The organism is Pantoea sp. ACRSB (genome assembly GCF_022346905.1).
Taxonomy (GTDB): Bacteria; Pseudomonadota; Gammaproteobacteria; order Enterobacterales; family Enterobacteriaceae; genus Pantoea; species Pantoea piersonii.
In genome coordinates this window covers 167,538-181,699 of sequence record NZ_JAKRNL010000004.1, presented here as the reverse complement: position 1 = coordinate 181,699, position 14,162 = coordinate 167,538, and the positions used below count along the sequence as shown (strand labels likewise).

The 14,162-nt window shown below is 52.4% G+C and carries 11 protein-coding genes; 2 read left to right on the top strand and 9 right to left on the bottom strand.

From position 1 onward, the window contains the following. Positions 1 to 163: 163 nt before the first annotated feature. On the bottom strand, positions 164 to 2,599 hold the full coding sequence (bamA, locus tag MHZ89_RS14060) for an outer membrane protein assembly factor BamA (RefSeq protein WP_311783714.1): 2,436 nt from the start codon (positions 2,597 to 2,599) through the stop codon (positions 164 to 166). 623 nt (positions 2,600 to 3,222) lie between these two features. Between bamA and MHZ89_RS14055 the strand changes: the two genes are divergently transcribed. Both MHZ89_RS14055 and MHZ89_RS14050 read left to right on the top strand, forming a co-directional pair. Continuing rightward, entirely contained in the window at positions 3,223 to 4,146 is a 924-nt protein-coding gene (locus tag MHZ89_RS14055; RefSeq protein WP_311783502.1) for a DMT family transporter, read from the top strand. 2 nt (positions 4,147 to 4,148) lie between these two features. Next, positions 4,149 to 5,228, top strand: a complete 1,080-nt coding sequence (locus tag MHZ89_RS14050; RefSeq protein WP_311783501.1) for a helix-turn-helix domain-containing protein — start codon at positions 4,149 to 4,151, stop codon at positions 5,226 to 5,228. Between the two features lie 207 nt (positions 5,229 to 5,435). Here MHZ89_RS14050 and MHZ89_RS14045 read toward each other — a convergent pair whose 3' ends face one another. From MHZ89_RS14045 to MHZ89_RS14010, 8 genes are all read right to left on the bottom strand, one after another. After that, on the bottom strand, positions 5,436 to 6,512 hold the full coding sequence (locus MHZ89_RS14045) for a diguanylate cyclase (RefSeq protein ID WP_311783500.1): 1,077 nt from the start codon (positions 6,510 to 6,512) through the stop codon (positions 5,436 to 5,438). A gap of 359 nt (positions 6,513 to 6,871) precedes the next feature. After that, entirely contained in the window at positions 6,872 to 7,759 is an 888-nt protein-coding gene (locus tag MHZ89_RS14040; protein WP_311783499.1) for a LysR family transcriptional regulator, read from the bottom strand. 221 nt (positions 7,760 to 7,980) lie between these two features. Then, on the bottom strand, positions 7,981 to 9,114 hold the full coding sequence (locus tag MHZ89_RS14035; protein ID WP_409373277.1) for an alpha/beta hydrolase: 1,134 nt from the start codon (positions 9,112 to 9,114) through the stop codon (positions 7,981 to 7,983). Positions 9,115 to 9,159: 45 nt separating this feature from the next. Next, a complete protein-coding gene (locus MHZ89_RS14030; protein WP_311783498.1) occupies positions 9,160 to 10,362 on the bottom strand; it encodes an MFS transporter in 1,203 nt (400 codons plus the stop codon). 529 nt (positions 10,363 to 10,891) lie between these two features. Then, positions 10,892 to 11,101, bottom strand: coding sequence for a YdgH/BhsA/McbA-like domain containing protein (locus MHZ89_RS14025; RefSeq protein ID WP_311783497.1), 210 nt, complete (start codon positions 11,099 to 11,101; stop codon positions 10,892 to 10,894). 184 nt (positions 11,102 to 11,285) lie between these two features. Further along, positions 11,286 to 12,266 carry an NAD(P)H-quinone oxidoreductase gene (locus tag MHZ89_RS14020; RefSeq protein ID WP_311783496.1) on the bottom strand — a complete coding sequence of 327 codons (981 nt, stop codon included), beginning with the start codon at positions 12,264 to 12,266 and terminating at the stop codon, positions 11,286 to 11,288. A 64-nt stretch (positions 12,267 to 12,330) separates the two neighbouring features. After that, positions 12,331 to 12,657, bottom strand: coding sequence for a carboxymuconolactone decarboxylase family protein (locus tag MHZ89_RS14015; protein WP_311783495.1), 327 nt, complete (start codon positions 12,655 to 12,657; stop codon positions 12,331 to 12,333). 22 nt (positions 12,658 to 12,679) lie between these two features. After that, a complete protein-coding gene (locus MHZ89_RS14010; protein WP_311783494.1) occupies positions 12,680 to 14,119 on the bottom strand; it encodes an NAD-dependent succinate-semialdehyde dehydrogenase in 1,440 nt (479 codons plus the stop codon). Positions 14,120 to 14,162: the final 43 nt, after the last annotated feature.

Here is a 14,162-nt window from a genome sequence, read left to right as displayed (position 1 = left end):
CACCCGAAGGTGGCCATAATCTAACGCATAATAACGATGGTTTGTGAACACTCTTTCCCTGAGCATTTCACCTTTTCATTTTAAAGAAAACAAAATTAATTTTCCGCTTCATCAGGATAAATAATCCGTAAAGATTTTGACTGGTATTATTTTCATTATCGCATCACCATGTTTTACCGATATTAAACTGAAACTGCTCAGATTTATCGCCGTCATACTTCTTGATCGGCAGCGCATAAGAAAAAACCAGCGGCCTAAGGGGTGACTGCCATTGCAATGCCATACCGGTTGAAACGCGGATTTGCGACGGATCGCCGTAGTCCGGAATGCCCGCAGCCTGCGTTTCTGCTGTGTTTTGCCAGCCCGTATCCCAGACCGTACCGGCATCAACAAACAGCGAGGTTCTCAAGGAGGTCTCGTAACGTTCACTGGCAAACGGAGTGGGAACAATAAGCTCTGCGCTGGTTACCGCCATTGCATTCCCCCCGACTGCATCATCAGATTTTTCCACCGGGCAGGTACTGGTGCTGCTCTCAGTGCCGTTGCAGCGATAGTAGGCAGCTTTTGGCCCGATAGTATTAGAGGAAAAACCCCGTACTGAACTGGAGCCACCGGCATAAAAATTATCGTAGAAGGGGACTTCTTTGTTACCCAGACCATCGGCATATCCCGCTTTTGCGCGTCCCATCAATATCCAGCGGTGATCATCACTGAGGGGCAGATAGGCATTGGCGGTCAGCGTGCTTTTAAAATAGCTGTTGGTTGAACCGGGCAAGGTAATTTTTGTATTAAAACCGGCCGTCACGCCGGAGGTTGGGAAGAAGCCGCGATCGAGCGAGTTATAGCTCCAGCCCGTACTGAAAAAGAAATCGTTGGCGCTGAATGTTTCGTCGCTACTGCCATCATCACTGACCGTCCGGGTCGTCACGCCAGGATTGATCCCCTGCGAATGGAGGTAGCGCCAGACGCCTACCTGCGGAGACATGTCGCTCAGGTGGTTATAAACATAATCAAGGCCGAAATTGAGGCTGTTGTTTTCGCTGACTGGGAAGCCCAGCGTGCCGCCCAGATCCAGGCTTTTCAGGTTATATTCCGCTAAATCGTTATCTTCTGCGCTGTAGTCGTTATAGGAAAGTTTCCCGCCAAGACTGACGCCGTCTACCGTGAAATAAGGATTTGTCGCTGAAAGCTCTACGTAAGTCTGATAATCATTTTTGGTTCCGCTGAAACCTACGCTGTTACCGGTGCCCAGCCAGTTATCCTGGGTTACGCCGACCTGGAAGCTGACGCCGCTGTCGGTGCCGTAGCCGATGCCGAAGTTAAAGGTGCCGGTGTTGCGCTCTTTCACCTTGTAAACCACGTCTACCTGATCCGGCACGCCCGGCACGCGCTGCGTATCGACATCAACAGACTCAAAGTAGCCGGTGCGGTTCAGACGCTCTTTGCCCTGCTCAACCAGATCGCCGCCCAGCCAGGCGCCTTCCATCTGGCGCATTTCACGACGCAGCACCGCATCTTTTGAGGTGTCATTGCCCTCAAAACGCACCTTACGCACGTAGTAACGGTTGCCGGCGTCCACGCTGATATGCAGCTTCACCGTTTTATCGGCGTCGTTGATCTCAGGCTGCGTCATCACCTGCGGATAGGCGTAGCCATAACGGCCCAGCAGCTTCTTGATCTCATCTTCTATCCGGGTGACTTTGGTGCCGTTATACAGCTCGCCCGCTGGGATCTGCGTCAGTTGCTCGATCTCTGCCGAGTAGCCTGCCATGTTGCCGTTGACGATCACGCCGGCGATTTTGTACTGATCGCCCTCGGTGATGTTAACGGTGATGTAGATGCCTTTTTTATCCGGCGTCAGGCTCACCTGGGTCGAATCGATATTGAAGCGCGCATAGCCGCGATCGAGATAGAAGCTGCGCAGCGTCTCAAGATCGCCCGCCAGTTTTTGCTTCTGATATTTGCGATCGCTCACCACGTTCCACCACGGCACCTCGTCGCGCAGCTGGAAACGGGAGACCAGCTCCTCAGCGCTGAAGGCCTTATTGCCAACGATGTTGATCTGCTGAATTTTGGCGGAGACGCCTTCGGTGAAGACCAGTTTCAGATCGACGCGGTTGCGCGGCAGCGGCGTAACCACGGCCTTCACGTTAGCGGTGTATTTACCGACGCTGTAGTAGAAGTCCTCCAGCCCTTTCTCAATGGAAGAGAGGGTGGTGCGGTCCAGAGCTTCGCCTACGCGTACGCCAGAGGCCTCAAGGTTTTGCTTGAGCTGATCCTCTTTCACCGCTTTGTTGCCGGTAAAGTTAATGCTGGCAATGGTAGGACGTTCTTTCACCTGAACAACCAGCGTAGTTCCGTCGCGCAGGACCTGAACATCCTCAAAGTTGCTGGTCGCAAAGAGTGAACGAATGGTATTTTTGACATCTTCGTCATTAACCGTATCGCCAACCCGTACCGGCATGCTCAGCAGAGCCGCGCCGACGGCGACTCGCTGCAGCCCTTCGAAATGAATATCCTTCACCACAAAATCGTCTGCGCACCAGGCGGCTGAGCTGTTCAGCATAATTAAGGCAACAATGGTTTTTTTCATTAATATCTTAAAGCCTGTTTTATTTTTCAAATAACGTAAAAGTTTTCTCAGGCGATAAGTAATAAATTATATTTACTAATCGCTGACGCGGCCCCGATTACTCACGCTAACAGACAGGTTTTACATACTAAGATTCAATGAAAGAAGAGGCATTTTCTGTTCTTTTACACAAAAATAGAAAATGATAACGAATTAATTAAATATGGCTTACATAAGCCTGATTCTTGTTTCCCCAGAGATGATGAAGCACTTTTAATTTTATAAAAAAACGAGTTTTCGATGCGCCTCCGAGGCGCTGCCTTCCTTTTAAAAAAGCAGCGCAGGACAGAGGTAAGATGATTTATTCAGAGCAGTAGAAAAGCCTTGAAAATTAAAGGGCCTGATTTATAGCAGGCGCGCTTTTCTGGCTTAATTTTTTTAGGGCATCTTGAGTCAGGTAGGACTGGCAGAAGCACCTGACATACCCCATTACCAGGCCGATAGCTCTATTTAACCTTCGTTATAGAAATTGTCTCTTGCGTTATAGCCTTCGTCCTTACCGTACAATCCGATGCCCTCTATAGCAGCAGAGAATAGCCCCGATTACCAATCACTGGGGCGGCGTGTTCCTGTAACTGAAGAAAAGGTCTATGCGCAAAAATCTGGATGCATCTGTATTTATTATTATGTTTTTTGTGTGCGCCGTATGGGGCTCTCAACAGGTCGCAATAAAGATGGTTGAACAATATGTTTCACCCATGTTGCAGCTATCTATTCGATCGGGTCTCTCTGCGCTGATTATTTTTATTCTGTTTAACCGTCGGGATGGGATCGCCACGCGCCTGAAAATCCCTGGCGTCGCTTTATCCGGATTATGCATTGGGCTGCTGTTTGCCCTGGAATTTTTAATGGTTGCGCTGGGAATACCTAAAACCTCTACCGGGCATATTACGCTGTTTCTCTACACTGCCCCGCTGTTCACCGCCGTTGGCCTGCATTTCCTGGTTCGCGATGAGAGAATGACGCGGCTGCAATGGTCAGGAACACTCGTTGCCTTTACAGGTATTGCCGTGGCCGTTCAGTTCTCCTTTGCCAATCGCTCTGCGATCGCTGGCGATCTCTTCGCACTGGCCGCCGGTCTCGCCTGGGGCATTGCCAGCATTGTTATTCGCGCCTCCCGGCTGTCTACCCTGCCCCCTTCATGCACGCTTTTTTATCAGCTGATCACCACCAGCCTTATGCTGGCCCTTGCTGCGTTTTTTACTCATGAAACGCGCTTTATTCTGAACGCGGCAGCGCTGCTTAGCCTGACGTACCAGACCATTGTCGTGTCCGTAGTGAGCTATCTGTGCTGGTTCACGTTATTACGCTATTATCACGTCTCATCGCTGGGCACGCTGATCCTCCTGACGCCGGTCATGGGCATCGCAGCCGGAACGGTATCCCTCGGAGAGACGCTGCAATCCAGTTTTATAGCAGGCTCGGTACTTATTCTAGCCGGTCTGATGCTAACGCGCCTTGGGCGAAACTCTCCCCGCCAGAGAGAGCACTCGGCGGCATACACAGGCAAATGAGCATGAGCAACATCCCGGCAAAAAAGAACCGCCAGCGCTCTCTATGCAGTGAGAAGCAGCCAGGGGTTTCTTATGATTTTATTTCAGATATAGACAATATTGCCGGTAAGAAAACTGCTGCGCAGCCTGAAATCAGCGTAGGGATCCTCCTCTGGCCGGAGTTTCCACTATTGGCGCTGGCAGGCCTTATCGATTCACTGCGTCATGCTGCGGATTTTGGCGATAATAGCCAGAAAACGCGATGCGCATGGTATGTGATGAGTCATAATCCAGCCGAACCGGTTCTGGCAAGCTCGGGGACCTCTGTTCAGCCTGATGGCCCTTTCCGGCCTCCCGCGGAGTTTACCTATATCGCAGTCATTGGCGGCCTGCTAAGAAGTCTTAAAAGCGGCAATTCTGCCGGTCGGGACTATTTACATCACGCCAGAGCGGAAGATGTTCCTGTCATTGGCATCTGCACCGGCAGCTTTATTCTTGCTGAGGAAGGATGGCTTGATTACCGCAGGGCTGCCGTTCACCCCTACCATATAGAAGATTTTCGTAGATTGTATCCGGCGGTTTATGCTGAAACCGGCCATGATTTCATAGATGAAGGTGACATTCTGACCTGCTCCGGCGGGATTTCAACAATCAGCCTCGCTACTGAACTTATCCGCCGACATTGCGGCCCGGACCGCGCGACAAAAGCTATTCATCAGATATCGATACCAAACAAAATTGATGACACGGCGATATCCGTAGCCAGAGCGATCGGCTTTACCAGAGTGAGTGACCCTCGCCTGCGCAGCGCGGTTTTTCTAATTGAAAAGTCGCTGGTTAAACAGATATCGACGGCATGGCTGGCCGCGGAAGTTCATATTAGCCCTCGTCATTTGACTCGCCTGTTTCATGAAGAATTTGATAAATCGCCGCAGGAGTTTATTCGCGCCACGCGTCTCAAATATGCCAGCTGGCTGTTGAAGAACTCGACTGAAACTATTACTAAAATTGCTCTCAGAACCGGGTTCAGTGACTGCGCGCATTTTATACGGAATTTTCAGAAAGAGTATGGTTGTACGCCTGGCCGCTATCGCGCTCTTTAAAATGACCTTTACGCTGGGAAGTAGAAAAGTTGCAACGCGGGAGGCTATTAAGCACCCCCTGAGCCTAAACAGGGAAATCCAGCCCGGCAGGCTTTCTGCCGGACCTTTTACGCAGGAATAAACAGGATTAGTGGCCTTCTTACTGTGCGGCTCGCTAGCAGTTGAATAACCCGTTCCGTCTGGCGTTTTACCACACCGCCAGTCACTTTAAGAAGTCACACCCTCAGACGGCTGCCAGAGATGGACGCCGTTGCGTCCGCCGCGCTTGACCTGGTAAAGCGCCTCATCGGCGTGACGCAGCCAGTTGTGGATCGAATCCGCCTTGCTGGCGGGCGCGATGCCAATACTGACAGTGCAGGAGAAATCAGCCGAGGCGGGCAGACGAAGCTGGGAGATGCGCGTCTGTAGAGTTTTTGCCAGCGCCAGGATCCCCGTCTCCTGCGCATCGCGCACGATAACGCACAGCTCATCACCGCCGAAGCGCGCCGGAATATCCTCAATGCCTACTCCGTCGCGCAGCAGTGCGGAGATCTCCGCCAGTAAAAAATCCCCCGCCTCATGGCCAAAGCTGTCATTTACCGCCTTGAAATGATCCACGTCGATCAGCATCAGCCAGGCGGCGCTTTCCCCGCGGCGGGTACGCAGGAACTCGCTCTCCAGGCGACGTTCAAACAGCCGTCGGTTAGGGATCTTCAGTCCGGGATCCATCAGCGCGATGCGCTCCAGCTCGCGATTTTTCAGGCGCAGGCTCAGCGTCAGGTTATAAGAAACCACGCTCAGCGCCAGCAGGTAGAAAGTGGCGAGCGGCAACGTCAGCCAGACCGTTCGCGTACTGAAAGTCATATTGACCGGCGCGCCTTGCAGCGCCCACACCAGCACAAAGGCGACCAGAAACGCCTGTAGCGCGGCGATCAGCTGCGCCCAGCCGCCCGCCGCATAGCGGTCCGCTACCAGAATCGCCATGATCACGAACGACGGCAGTGGACTAAGCGCCATGATCGCCACCCAGACGCCGCCAAAAGCAGCGTCGAGCGTCAGGTTAATGCGCTCGCGTCCGGTCGGATCGTCCGAGGCGAGCGCCAGCCGCCAGGCCATCCAGGGCCAGAAAAAGGCGTTGACGAATAGCAGCGCGCAGATACTAAGGCTCTTTCCCGACTCCATTAGCACCGAGAGGATGGGATAAAAGCAGAGAATGGTGCCCAACTGTCGCATAGCAAACATACGCCTGACGAAACGGGTCGAGCGTAACTTCAAATGCCTGTCATCAGGAGAGTAATAATTCATTAAATCAGTAAGAAGAGACGGGATGGATAGCGCAGTTTATCGGTAATTCATTTAAAGCGGTGAATTTTTTTAGGAATTTTCGTCTTGCACTTTATTTGAGATTAAAAGTTACTTTTGCAACTAATAATTACCCTTGTCGCTGGTTAAAGCCCAGCAGAGGCTGCCAGCTTATCAAGGATTTACATTAAAAAATTTCAGCGAAGCTGGTTTCGAGGGTGTTTTTGACCCTGCTGGTTTAGCGCCCCAGAAAAGCAAAGTGATTTTGCTATCATTTTCGCAAAAATGCCGGTTGTCGGTTCGGATTCATGACGCTGAAAACGGCGCCCCTTCGTCTTGCCAGGAATAACACCGCTGACGTTTCATTTCATTCGCAAAGCGTCCACGACCAGGGAAAATACCGCTGATGGCTGCTTTCTGCTGGGATAGTAAAGAAAATAACCGGGGAAAGGCGGACACCACTTATCCAGAACGCGAACCAGTTTTCCTTCCTCGATACTGTTGCCAAACTCCTCTTCAGGAAGAAAGGCTATTCCGTGTCCGGCGAGCGCAGCGTCCACCATATGGGCTGACGTGTTAAAGATAAGCTGGCCATCGACGCGCACGTTCAGCGCCTTATGGGCTTTTTCAAATTCCCAGACGTAAATGCCGCCGGATGTGGTCATACGCATATTGATGCAGCGGTGGCCGACAAGTTCTTTTGGCGACTCCGGCTTCCCCATTTCTGCAAAATACGCAGGTGAAGCGACGGCTGCCATGCGTAACGCCGGGCTAATTGGCATGGCTATCATGTCCTTGTCGATGGTATCGCCCAGCCTGACTCCGGCATCAAACCTGTCGTTTACGATGTTACGAAAGCCATGATTTGCATCGAACTCAATATTTAAATCCGGATAGGCGTGCAGCAGTGGAGACAGCTTTGGCAGCAGGATGGTATGCAGGACGTGCGGTCCGCATGTAATACGCACTGTGCCTGCAGGTTTATCCCTCAGCTCGGTTATCAGGTCCAGTTCAGCTTCTATTTCATCAAACCGGTGCCCGATGGCTTTTAACAGGCGCTCCCCCGCCGACGTGAGAGAAACGTTCCGGGTTGTGCGCGTCAGCAGCCTTATCTGCATTCGGGATTCAAGTCCGGTAATAGCCTGGCTGAGCGCAGGCTGCGTGACGCCCATCTGAGCGGCCGCCCGGGTAAAACTTCCTTCGCGGGCAACGACAACAAACGAAAGAAGATCATTAAGGTTTCTCTTCATGTACTGCTCCGAACTTACTGCTGCATAATCATGCTGACTGAACAGGGACGCATAACACGTCTGCCATAAATGACAGGCCGGCATCCTTTGGTCACCTGTGAAACCGGCGTGAGGAAGTATAGTGTCAGTCTATAACCACTCTGTGCTCAAACAGGGCAAAACAGCTTACCAGTAGTTACCACGAGATCAGACAGCCCGTTATTTAAGGCCGCCCTGTTATTTTATTTAAGATTAGCGTTAAAGAAATCCACCAGCCGGTTAAAAGGGATCTTGTTAAACTGGTCATAAAGGTCAACGTGATCAGCATCCGGCACGATAACCAGCTCTTTTGGATTATCAGCCGCTTTATAAACATCTTCAGAATAGTATCGCGAATGCGCTTTATCTCCGGCAACCAGCATAATGGGGCGCGGAGAAATCATTTTTATGTTTTCCATCAGCGGAAAGGCAAAAAACGTCATCGGAGTGGTAGCGTTCCACGCGGCTGCCGAGTTCACTGAGCGGGGATGATACCCTCGCCTGGTGCGGTAATAGTCGAAGAAGATACGGGTAACCGGGTCTGCGTTTGCGGGCAGCGTGTCAGGAAGTACGCGGGTACCTTTCACGATATTCCCCTCTGAATCAAATGGAACCTCATGGTATCCCGGAGCAAAAGTTCCGTTCTCCGCATCGACCCAGCGCTGCTGACTTAAATAATTGATCACCTTATGACGCTGCTCGAGCGTGTAACTGTCTTTGTAGCCACGGCTCATGCTCCGCGACATGTCATACATAGAAGCGGTAGCTACGGCCTTGATGCGTGAGTCACTGGAGGCCGCCGTGAGTGCCATGCCGCTCATGCCGCAGATAGCCATAAGGCCGATACGATTGCGATCGACGGAGGGCAGCAGGCCGATATAATCCACGCTGGCGCTAAAATCTTCGGTAAAAATATCGGGAGAGGCGGTATTGTGGACAGCGCCGCCGCTTTCACCGGTAAAGGAGGGGTCGAAAGCCAGCGTTACAAAGCCTCTTTCAGCAAAATGCTGAGCATACAGACCGGCACTTTGCTCTTTAACCGCACCGAAAGGCCCGCTGACAACAAGGGCGGGCAGTTTCCTGGTTCCCCGATCCTTAGGCTGATAAAGATCAGCAGAGAGCATGATGCCGTAGCGGTTTTTGTAAGAAACCTTCTGATGATCAACTTTACTGCTCCGCGGGAAGGTTTTGTCCCAGACCTGCGATGTCCGGCTTATATTTTCAGGCGTCTGTGCCGTTAAGCCTGCGGCCTTAGCCACCATCGTCTGCGATCCGATGACGGATGCCGCTCCAGCCGCCACCGCACCCTGAATAAATGTCCTGCGAGAACTTTTCATTTTAGACTCCTCGATATAACACCCAGATGTAACAGCGAATTTTGACTAACTGATATTTTGTGATCTGAATTTGGAGGTTAAGAGGGTAAACAGGGCTGAGGCGATAAGCAGAAACGCGCTGACGGTAAAGGTGGCGCGGTAACCACTGTGGTCAAAGGCGAGTCCCCCCACCACCGAGCCGAGCGCAATGCACATCTGAACCACGGCAACCATCAATCCGCCACCCGCTTCAGCATCGTCCGGCATGGTTCTGGCGACCCATGTCCACCAGCCCACCGGTGCAGCGGTGGCAACCAGCCCCCATAAAGCCAGCAGGATCGCAACGACCGATGCACTCTGTCCGTAAAGCATCAGTGCGCCCGCAACAGCCGCCATAAAAACGGGGATTGAATACAGCGTCTGGTAGAAGCCTTTTTTCAGGACGGTGCCGATAATTAATGTGCCCACAAAGCCGGCGACGCCTGTGGCCAGAAGAATAAGAGACAATGTGGATATCTGGACGCGGGTTACGCCTTCAAGGAAGGGTCTGACGTAGGTGAATAACGTAAACTGTCCCATAAAGAACAGGCCGCACCCCGTAATCCCGACAGCAACCAGCGGGCGTTTAAGAAGATACAGAACGTTTCCTGAGCGTGACTGCATATTTTTTTCCTGCATGGCAGGAAGGCTCAGGCTCTGCCAGAGAAATGCAACGGCCGCCAGAGGAGCCAGACTCAGGAAGGCACCCCGCCAGCCAATCACCGAACCAAGGTAACTTCCGAGCGGGGCGGCAACGACAGTCGCCAGCGCGTTACCGCCATTAAAGATAGCCAGCGCACGTGCAACCTGCTTTTCCGGTACCAGCCTGATAGCCGTAGCCGCTGACAGCGACCAGAAGCCACCGATGGCGACACCGATTAGGGCCCGTCCGAGCATATAGGTGAAATAACTCGATGAGAGTCCAATAATGAGCCCCGACAAAGCCATCAGTGCCGTCATGCCCAGTAAAACATGTTTGCGATTAAACTTTCCTGCCACGGTTAATATGAAAAGGCTTGTGAAAACCGCAAGAGCGCCAGAAATTGTAATTCCCTGACCAGCCATGCCTTCGCTGATACCCAAATCTTTTGATACAGGCGTCAGTAAACTGACTGGCATAAATTCAGACGCTATCAGTGCAAAAACACACAGCGTCATCGCCAGAACTCCGCTCCAGTGCGCATCAGCCTGGACGGTGCTGTCATTATTCTCATGCAGATCGGCTGACATATACCTTATCCTCGTGTCTCAATCTTTAAAATTTGTTGACAAGAAAACGCAATAATCAGAATGGCCATCCATTCTGACTGAATAAAAAACAAACCAGGCAGTTATAATGCTCAGGGGAATGGTTACATGTTTAACTGGCGAGAACCAGAAGCGAAAAATTAATACCTTTATAAGCTACACTTATTAATCATAATTCATTGTTATCATATGCTAACTTTCTAAACGTTAAAAAGCCTGAAGCCAGCTTCCGATGGCAAGTTTTTTAAAGAAAACTATGAGCGAGGCGCAGGGTAAAAAGATTGTATGGATGGAAAAGTCACTGTTTCCCAGCATAAAGCGTAAGGCAAGGCAATGCTAAATCTTACTCTGCTACCCATTACTTCAGTATTGCTGATTACAAGTAGTCACCAAAAAACCGGGTCGGAAAGAAACTATTCGCTTATACCAGAAAATATGGATGCCTCCACTTACCGCCATGTAAAAAACAAAAAGCCATATGATAATGGCTTTTTGTAACCTTGTAGATTCATTATTTATACAGTCTGGCGGTCATATGAACTTCATTGTTAGAAGAACTTTCAATGATTCTGTATTGATCGCCAGCCTGTTTCGCCTGCTGCGCAATTTGTGATTCCGCATCATCCAGCGTCAGCGCGGTGGCGCTAACGGTGCGGGCAAAAGCACCAAACGAAATAACTGACAGAGCGATAATAACAACAGCGGATTTCATGGCTTTCATTTTAACACCTCAGTAGTTAAGTTTATTTAAGCAGGGCTACTTCATTTATCATTACGACATGCCTGCAGTTTTTGAGAAAATAAGCCGCCTGCCCCGTTTATAAAAGGGTACCAAAACGTTTTTATTTTATTCTCTTGCAGCCACGTCAGATGCGAATACATCAGGACATCAACAAATATGCTTGCTACATCGTCAGGACAATTTTGCCGGCATTCAGCCCCTCTTCCATTCGCTGATGGGCAGCAGCGGCTTCAGACAGAGGGTAAACGCTGTCGATAACCGGCTTTAGCACGCCTTTTTCAAAGCTATCAAGCCAGTGTTCACGAAACCGGCGGGACATGGCATGCTTAACGTCCTGAGAGCGCGACTTCATTACCGTACCTGTGATTTGCAGATGCCGGTACAGTAACCGGTCGAGAGGTATTTTTGCGTTTTCAATTCCTCCCATAATGCCAATCTGAATAAGGCGCCCACCAAAATCGAGTGAGTTAATATTTCGTTCGAAATAAGGCGCACCGATAAAATCCAGGACAAGGTTGACGCCTTTACCGTTTGTTAATTTATTTACCACCGCTGAGAAATCTTCATTCTCATAGTCTATCAACCAGTCTGCGCCGAGCTGACGAGCCTGCGCCTGATTTTGCGCCTTTACCGTGGTAAAAACGGTGGCGCCGGTCGCCCTGGCCAGCTGCACTGCTGCGCCGCCAACGCCGCCAGCTCCTGCATGGATCAGCACGCTCTCTCCGGCTTTAAGCCTGCCCAGGTGGATTAACGCCTCATGTGCGGTGACAAACACCTCCGTTATCGCAGCAGCCTGGACGTAATCAAGACCGACCGGAACCGGCATTGCCATGCGGTAATCGATGCGCGATACCTCAGCATAGGCGCCTCCGCCCACGATACCCATGACGCGATCGCCTGGCTTAAAACCCTCCGTTGCCTCACCCACCGCGATGACTTCGCCAGCGATTTCCAGCCCCATCAAGCTAGAGTCCCCAAAATCAGGGCGGCCATACCCCCCTTTACGGTGCGTGAGGTCTGCGCGATTCACTCCGGCTGCGCGCGTGCGGACCAGCAGGTCATAGGGGCGAAGTTGAGGTTCAGCCACCTCGGCAAGTTTCAGCACGTCCGGGGCGCCAAATTCTTCAAATGCGATTGCTTTCATAATCATCTGTTCCATTAATTCAGAAAGTTTCGGCTGCCAGCCTGAACTGGCCGGCGGCGCGCCATTACTCAGAGTCTGCAAAGGTGGCATTCGCGTAAGCGGAGGCGGTAATCGCCGCCGGGAAACCGGCATAAAAGGCCAGGTGCGTAATGACCTCGCTCAGCTCCGCTTCGGTCAGGCCATTTTCAACCCCGCGACGCAGATGCGCGGGCAGCTCGTTCGCATGATTCAGCGCAATCAGACAGGCGATAGTAATCAGGCTGCGATCCCGCGGGGCCAGCGCCGTATCGGCCCAGACCTCGGAATAGAGCGGATACTCAACAAAATCCGCCAGCTTCGGGGTAAACGCACGCGCGGCGGCGCGCGGGCTGGTAAAGTCGATGGGTTTCATAATAGGGTCTCCGGTTAAGTGTTCAGATCTGGCTGATGAATTTATTGGTCAGGTAGGGGGCAATGCCCTCACGTCCGCCTTCAGAGCCGTGTCCGCTCTCTTTCATGCCGCCAAACGGCAGTTCGGTTGCGATGATGCGGTACTGGTTAATGCCGATCATGCCGGCCTCCAGCCCGTCGCCCACGTCCAGCGCGGTGCGCGCACTGGTGGTAAAGGCATAGGCAGACAGGGCATAGGGCAGCCGGTTTGCCTCAGCAAGGCCGTCCTCCAGCGTATCGAACGGACGCATGATGGCGATCGGGCCGAACGGCTCTTCATGCATGATACGGGCGCTCATCGGCACATTCGCCAGAACGGTGGGTTCGAAGAAGAAGCCAGGGCGATCAATACGTTTCCCGCCGGTCAACACGACTGCGCCCTGTGCCACCGCGTCTTCCACCAGCGCAGCCATTTTTTCCAGCTGCCTTTCGTTGGCCAGCGGCCCCACCTGGGTACCGGGCTGCATACCGTCACCAATAACCAAATTTCTGGTGGCCGCCACGAAGCGCTCAACAAAGCGATCGTAGGCCCCGCGCTGGATCAGGAAACGCGTCGAGGAGATACAGATCTGGCCGGTGCCGCGGAAGCGGTTCGCCGCTCCGTTATCGGCGGCGGCGTCAATATCCGCATCCTCAAACACCAGTACCGGGCCATGCCCGCCAAGCTCAAGTGAAATTGGCTTGACGCCCGCTGCTGCGCGTTCAGACAGTAAGCGGCCCACAGGCACCGAGCCGGTAAAGGCAACCTTGCGAATAACAGGTGAGGCGATGAGTTTGGCGGAAACCTTATCCGGCACGCCGAACACAATTTGCAGTACGCCTTTCGGCAGTCCCGCATCGTCAAGGCAGCGCGCCAGCGCCAGCGCCGTGGCAGGACTCTCTTCGCCTGGCTTCAGAATCACACTGCAGCCGGCTGCCAGCGCGGCCGAAAGTTTGCGGGCTGGCGTAATGGCCGGGAAGTTCCAGGGCGTGAACGCGGCCACCGGGCCAATTGCCTGCCTTTTTACCAGCTGCTGTACGCCGGGACGGTTAGCAGGAACAACGCGACCATCTATGCGACGCGCCTCTTCAGCGAACCATTCAAAGTAATCCGCTGCACGCTGTACTTCATCACGGCTTTCGGCGAGCGGTTTGCCCTCTTCCAGCGTCATCAGCGTGGCAATATGCTCAGCCCGATCGCGCATCAGGCCAGCCGCCTTTTTCATGATGCGGGCACGCTCATCAGGCACCGTGTGACGCCAGACGTCAAAGCTGTCATGCGCGATAATCAGCGCCTGGTTCAAATCTTCGTTTGTCGCTAAAGGCAGGCGACCCAGGGTAGCGCCGCTGGCCGGATTGATAACGGCTGAGGTATCGCGGTCTTCCGCTGTCAGCCACTGGCCGTTGATGAAAAGATAAAGCGGATCATACTGTTGAGTTTGCATCGGGTTCTTCCTCTCAGGAGTTGTTGTTATTGCTTAACTGGTG